At 69.2% G+C, this 4,446-nt stretch carries 3 protein-coding genes; 2 read left to right on the forward strand and 1 reads right to left on the reverse strand.

All coding sequences use genetic code 11. The features are described from left to right. Positions 1 to 46: 46 nt before the first annotated feature. On the reverse strand, positions 47 to 2,797 hold the full coding sequence (gene aceE / locus ACFW1A_RS38985; protein ID WP_380418167.1) for a pyruvate dehydrogenase (acetyl-transferring), homodimeric type: 2,751 nt from the start codon (positions 2,795 to 2,797) through the stop codon (positions 47 to 49). A 469-nt stretch (positions 2,798 to 3,266) separates the two neighbouring features. Between aceE and ACFW1A_RS38990 the strand changes: the two genes are divergently transcribed. Together ACFW1A_RS38990 and ACFW1A_RS38995 are read left to right on the forward strand one after the other, a co-directional pair. After that, positions 3,267 to 3,698, forward strand: coding sequence for a DUF3052 domain-containing protein (locus ACFW1A_RS38990; RefSeq protein ID WP_380418169.1), 432 nt, complete (start codon positions 3,267 to 3,269; stop codon positions 3,696 to 3,698). A 250-nt stretch (positions 3,699 to 3,948) separates the two neighbouring features. Next, entirely contained in the window at positions 3,949 to 4,407 is a 459-nt protein-coding gene (locus ACFW1A_RS38995) for a peroxiredoxin (protein WP_380418171.1), read from the forward strand. Positions 4,408 to 4,446: the final 39 nt, after the last annotated feature.

Raw genomic sequence — 4,446 nt, forward strand, 5'->3', positions numbered from 1 at the left:
CCCCGGAGCGGGGAGGCCGGCCCTCGGCCGTGTGCGCGGTGGACGATCAGGCGTCGCCGCCGGCCGCGCCCGGGTGGGCGGCGGCCACGTCCAGCAGCTGGTAGCGGTCGATCGCCTCCTTCAGCGCGGAGCGGTCGACCTTGCCCTGCTTGGCCAGCTCGGTGAGCACCGCCAGCACCACCGACTGGGCGTCGATGTGGAAGAACCGGCGGGCGGCACCGCGGGTGTCGGCGAAGCCGAAGCCGTCGGCACCCAGCGACTGCCACTGACCCGGCACCCAGCGGGCGATCTGGTCCGGCACGGCGCGCATCCAGTCGGACACGGCGACGAACGGACCCTCGGCGCCCTGGAGCTTGCTCGTCACGTACGGGACGCGCTGCGGCTCCTCGGGGTGCAGCAGGTTGAACTCCTCGGCCTCCACCGCGTCGCGGCGCAGCTCGTTCCAGGAGGTCGCGGACCAGACGTCGGCCTTGACGTTCCACTCCTCGGCCAGGATCCGCTGGGCCTCCAGCGCCCACGGCACGGCCACGCCGGAGGCGAGGATCTGCGCCGGGACCTGGCCCGCGGTGCCGGGCGCGTACTTGTGGATGCCCTTGAGGATGCCCTCGACGTCCACGTTCTCCGGCTCGGCCGGCATGCGGATCGGCTCGTTGTACACCGTCATGTAGTAGAAGACGTCCTCGCCGTGCGGGTGCTCGGCGGAGGAGCCGTACATGCGGCGCAGACCGTCCTGGACGATGTGGGCGATCTCGAAGCCGTAGGCGGGGTCGTAGGCGACCACGCCGGGGTTGGTCGAGGCCAGCAGGTGCGAGTGGCCGTCGGCGTGCTGCAGGCCCTCACCGGTCAGCGTGGTGCGGCCGGCGGTGGCACCGAGCACGAAGCCGCGGGCCAGCTGGTCGGCCATCTGCCAGAACTGGTCGCCGGTGCGCTGGAACCCGAACATCGAGTAGAAGACGTAGACCGGGATCAGCGGCTCGCCGTGGGTCGCGTACGACGACCCGGCGGCGATCAGCGAGGCGGTGCAGCCGGCCTCGGAGATGCCGTCGTGCAGCATCTGCCCGGTCGGCGACTCCTTGTAGGCCAGCAGCAGCTCGCGGTCGACCGACTCGTAGGTCTGGCCGAGCGGGTTGTAGATCTTGGCCGACGGGAAGAGCGAGTCCATGCCGAAGGTGCGGTACTCGTCCGGCGCGATCGGCACGAAGCGGTTGCCGATGCCCTTGTCCCGCATCAGGTCCTTGAGCAGGCGGACGAACGCCATGGTGGTGGCGATGGTCTGCTGGCCGGAGCCCTTCTTGACCGCCTTGTAGGCGTCCTCGCCCGGGAGGACCAGCTGCGTCGGGCGCACCTTGCGGGTCGGCACGTAGCCGCCCAGCTCCTTGCGCCGGTCGTGCATGTACTGGATCTCCTCCGAGTCACGGCCCGGGTGGTAGTAGGGCGGGTAGCCCTCCTCCAGCTGCTTGTCCGTGATCGGGATGTGCAGGCGGTCGCGGAAGCGCTTCAGGTCCTCGACCGTCAGCTTCTTCATCTGGTGGGTGGCGTTGCGGCCCTCGAAGTTGGGGCCCAGGGTCCAGCCCTTGACGGTCTGCGCCAGGATGACGGTCGGCTGGCCCTTGTGCTCGCGGGCCGCCTTGAAGGCCGCGTAGACCTTCTTGTGGTCGTGGCCGCCGCGACCCAGGTGCTGGATCTGCTGGTCGGTCATCTCCTCGACCATGGCGCGCAGCCGCAGGTCGTCCCCGAAGAAGTGCTCGCGGATGTACGCGCCGGTCTCGGTGGCGTAGGTCTGGAACTGGCCGTCCGGGGTGGTGTTCAGCTTGTTCACCAGGACGCCGTCGCGGTCCTGGGCCAGCAGCGGGTCCCAGGTCCGGTCCCAGATCAGCTTGATCACGTTCCAGCCGGCACCGCGGAACTGCGACTCCAGCTCCTGGATGATCTTGCCGTTGCCGCGGACCGGGCCGTCCAGGCGCTGCAGGTTGCAGTTGACCACGAAGGTCAGGTTGTCCAGGCCCTCGCGGGCGGCCAGCGACAGCTGGCCGAGCGACTCGGGCTCGTCCATCTCGCCGTCGCCGAGGAAGGCGTAGACCTGCGAGTCGGAGGTGTCCTTGATGCCGCGGTGCTCCAGGTAGCGGTTCATCCGGGCCTGGTAGATCGCACCGAGCGGGCCGAGGCCCATGGAGACGGTGGGGAACTCCCAGAAGTCCGGCATCAGCCGCGGGTGCGGGTAGCTGGACAGGCCGTACGGAGCCTTGGACTTCTCCTGGCGGAAGGCGTCGAGCTGCTGCTCGCTCAGTCGGTCCAGCAGGAAGGCGCGGGCGTAGATGCCCGGCGAGGCGTGGCCCTGGAAGAAGATCTGGTCGCCGGACTCGCCGTCGGCGTCCTTGCCGCGGAAGAAGTAGTTGAAGCCCACGTCGTAGAGCGACGCGGAGGAGGCGAAGGTGGCGATGTGGCCGCCCACGCCGATGCCGGGGCGCTGGGCCCGGGAGACCATGACGGCCGCGTTCCACCGGGTCGCGTTGAGGACCTTGCGCTCGATCTCCTCGTTGCCGGGGAAGAACGGCTCGTCCTTGGTGGCGATGGTGTTGACGTAGTCCGTGCTGCGCATCTCGGGCACGGCCACACGCTTCTCGCGGGCCCGCTCGATGAGGCGGAGCATCAGATAGCGGGCGCGCTCACGTCCCCGCTCGTCGATGGCCGCGTCGAGCGACTCCAGCCATTCCGCGGTCTCCTCGGGATCGAAGTCCGGGACCTGACTCGGAAGGCCGCCAATGATGATCGGGTTGCGATCGGATCCGGAAGCCACGCTGTTCCTTCACTCTCGGACGAATCTTGGTGTGTCGCGCCGCCTCCATCGTGCTACCGCGTTCGGAGATCCGTCATCTCTACCGATCGGTAACCGTCTCCCCTGGTCAGGGAGCCGGTCAGGTGGCGTGCGGCCGGCGGTCCGCCTTGGGCCGCCGGTGTGAGGGCCAACAGGAGACTCTACGCCCGTGGTCGGCTCTGCCTCGAATGCCGTTCGTATCTCGGGCGCTCAGCGTGAGAACAGGGGTGAGGACTTGCCGAAGCGCGCGCGGCATGCGCAGCATGGGCGAACCGTCGACAAAAGGGCAAATCGGTGTGATTCCCGGCACAGCATCCGGCGTGTCTTGCTACGACACGTCAACCTTTGGGTGGGATCGGGGGTCGGGTACTTGCGCGAACCGCCGCGCCCGTGTGGACTACGGCCACAGCCCTGGCACCGACGCCGGGCCGAAATACTGGAGGTTATTCCCGTGAGCGCGACCGCGGACCCCGCGGACAAGTCCAACCCGGCCGTCAAGCTGGGCTTCGAGCCCGGTCAGATCGTCCAGGAGCTGGGGTTTGACGAAGACACCGATCAGGATCTCCGCGAGGGCATCGAGGAGATCACCGGTGAGGATCTCGTCGACGAGGACTACGACGACGTCGCGGACGCCGTCCTGCTGTGGCACCGCGAGGAGGACGGGGATCTCACCGACATCCTGGTCGACGCCCAGGAGTACCTGGCCGACGGCGGGCTGATCTGGCTGCTGGTCCCGAAGAAGGGCCGGGACGGCCACGTCGAGGCGCACGAGATCGCCGAGGCGGCCCGTACCGCCGGTCTCTCGCAGACCAGCTCGATCACGGTGGCGGCCGACTGGGCCGGCACCCGGCTGGCCACGCCGAAGGTCGCGAAGAAGCGCTGACGCCGCGGGCGACGGGCCCCGCTGGAGCTTCCTCCAGCGGGGCCCGTCCGCATCCGCGGCCGGCCTGTAGGCGTCGCCGAGGCCCCTGTTCGCCCGGGGCGAACATTCCCCCTAAGCGCCCCCTGAACTCACCCGTTCGGCCGAATCGGTCCCTTCGGATGCGAGGATGTGCCGCGGTCGGCCCCTCGGGCCGCCCCGTACCCATGGACGCGTCGCAGTGCCGCGCCCACCGCTGAGAAAGGTCCTCACCATGGCCATCGAGGTCGGTACCCAGGCTCCGGACTTCGAGCTGAAGAACCAGCACGGCGAGCTGGTCAAGCTCTCCGATTTCCGCGGCGAGAAGAACGTCGTGCTGGTGTTCTACCCGTTCGCGTTCACCGGTGTCTGCACCGGCGAGGTCTGCGAGATCCAGGGCGAGCTGCCGCGGCTGCAGAACGACGACGTGCAGATCCTGGCGATCTCCAACGACTCACCGTTCTCGCTGCGCGTCTTCGCCGAGCAGCAGGGCCTGGAGTACCCGCTGCTGTCGGACTTCTGGCCGCACGGTGCCGCCTCCCGCGCCTACGGCGTCTTCGACGAGGAGAAGGGCTGCGCGGTCCGCGGCACCTTCGTGATCGACAAGGCCGGCGCGGTGCGCTGGTCGGTCGTCAACGGCCTGCCGGACGCGCGGGACATCAAGGAGTACCTGGCGGCGCTCGGCGAGCTCTGACCGCTGCCGACCGCGGCCCGGCCGCCCGGGAACCCCGGG

Source organism: Kitasatospora sp. NPDC058965 (assembly GCF_042741245.1).
Lineage (GTDB): Bacteria > Actinomycetota > Actinomycetes > Streptomycetales > Streptomycetaceae > Kitasatospora.

Coding starts and splice junctions, on each gene's coding strand:
- ACFW1A_RS38995 (WP_380418171.1), top strand. CDS start 3,949: ATGGCCATCGAGGTCGGTACCCAGGCTCCGGACTTCGAGCTGAAGAAC.